Below are 1,969 nucleotides of genomic sequence, written 5' to 3'. Positions count from 1 at the left end.
TTTAATTATTTTTATACTCTAAGCGCTATACTGACTTTTTTTAATCTCCACGCAACAACGCCTTGCGAGAAGAATTACAACGTAATTCGACGAAGCAATCTCAGGAGTATTATTTCATGAGATTGAGATTGCCGCGTCGCTTCGCTTCTCGTAATGACGGTTCGGGCATATGGCTGCTCACAATGACGTTTCGACCAAAAATAAATATCATAAGACTCATCATCGTTCCTATAAACACCCCTCTAAGGTTGAAATATTGTAACGATAAAGAATAATATTCCCACGTTAAAAAAGTAGCTGCTCCGCCGAGTGATGATAAGACCATTACGGTTTTAGATGTTCTGATACCGAAAAGCGTTGTTATTAACGGTACTAATATTACTGGTCCCCAGAAACCGGTAAAGAACACTACTAAATCAATTACGTTACTAAATTTTAAGGCTACAATTATCGCAAAACTTCCTATTATAATGTTAATAATTCGAGCAATTAATAATAATTTTTGCTGATTTTTTACTTTAAGTATAGGGTTAATTATGTCCTTAACGAGAGCTATAGAAGTAACGTTTAAATCAGAATCGGCAGTAGACATAACGGCAGCTAAGAGTCCGCTCATTACTACCCCTTGAATTAAAGGCGGAATAATTTGGTTGATTAAATAAGGTAATACTAAATTTGACGGTTGGTTTGGATAAAGCTTATAAGCAATTAAACCGTTTAAAGTAATGCAAATCAAGAAGAAAAAATATATAGCGGATTTTGCATATATTGCTTTAGTTGTTTGCGTAGGATTGTTATTAATTAAAGCTCTTTGAATAAATGTAGGATATAGATTCATGACGCTAAAGCTTAAAGTTGCTGCAATCGTATAAGAAAGTAGGTTGCTCTGATCAAAATTTACATTTTCCGTAGGTAGGTTATCAATAAAATCTACAAAACCGATTTTATTTAAACTGATAAAAGTTATGGTCGGTATAGCGATTATCATTGCCAAAAATTGTAGTAAATTAGTAAAAACAATAGATTGTAAGCCGCCGATTGTAGTATATATAAGTACTATACTATAACTTAAAATTACTCCATTTACATAATTTATTTCTAAGATATATTGAAAAATATAGCCACTTACGCTTATTTGAGCAGCCAAAAACCCTACTGAAACAATGACTGAGCTAACACCGCCGGTAAAACGACCGATGTTACCGTAATATGTACTCAGGATATCGCCGATGCTTTCAGCTCCGTAATGTTTGGCAATTAAAGGCACTATATAGATCGCAATTAATATATCTATAGGTATTGTAAGCATCAAAGCATAGGCATAATATCCATGTCTTAAAAAAACCTTTTCCATAATACCGAAAGTGGTAGCACCTCCGACAGAGCTTGCAAATATTGTAGCTATTAATAACAGTTTACTATTTTTCGCTTTACTTTCGACATTTGCATAGTTCTTAAAACTACTATGTTTAGCTCGGTAATATATACCAATGAGTAGAATAGATATTAGATATATGAATACAATAACATTATCTATAGGTATTTTAAACATAAATTAGATTTTTGAAATTCAAAATTTAGTGTTAGTCCACAATAATATATATCTGGTTAAGAATACTAGATCTATAATTATGTATCATAATCTATTCCAAGAAGTTCAGTATCCGGTGTCCAAATATCTTGGTTGAGATCATATTTATATATTTTACCTTGAGGCTTAATTTTTGTTTCAGTAGTTTTTTCTTTGGTGGATAGTTAGAGTTTGATTGAGTTGTAGTTTTTATATTTTTACAATCTTTATGTGTTTTAAAAAAGCCTATTTTAAATTGTGGCATAATTAACTTTTATTTATATAAAAAGTAAGATAATTATTAACATTAATCAATAATTATTGCAAATAAAACATAATAAAAATTAATTTTTTGTATATCAAGCTTGAATTATATGTAGAAGTCAAGATTTAATCTTA

1 protein-coding gene is annotated in these 1,969 nt (G+C 30.5%); it reads right to left on the bottom strand.

What is annotated here, in order from left to right; translation table 11 throughout:
- Positions 1-109: 109 nt before the first annotated feature.
- Complete coding sequence (locus KYQ89_RS05735; protein WP_218460788.1) at positions 110-1,552, bottom strand: sodium:solute symporter; 1,443 nt, start codon at positions 1,550-1,552, stop codon at positions 110-112.
- Between the last annotated feature and the right edge of the window lie 417 nt (positions 1,553-1,969).

Origin of the sequence: Rickettsia sp. TH2014, assembly GCF_019249195.1 — a bacterium.
Taxonomy (GTDB): Bacteria; Pseudomonadota; Alphaproteobacteria; order Rickettsiales; family Rickettsiaceae; genus Rickettsia; species Rickettsia felis.
This window is presented reverse-complemented; position numbering and strand designations above follow the sequence as displayed.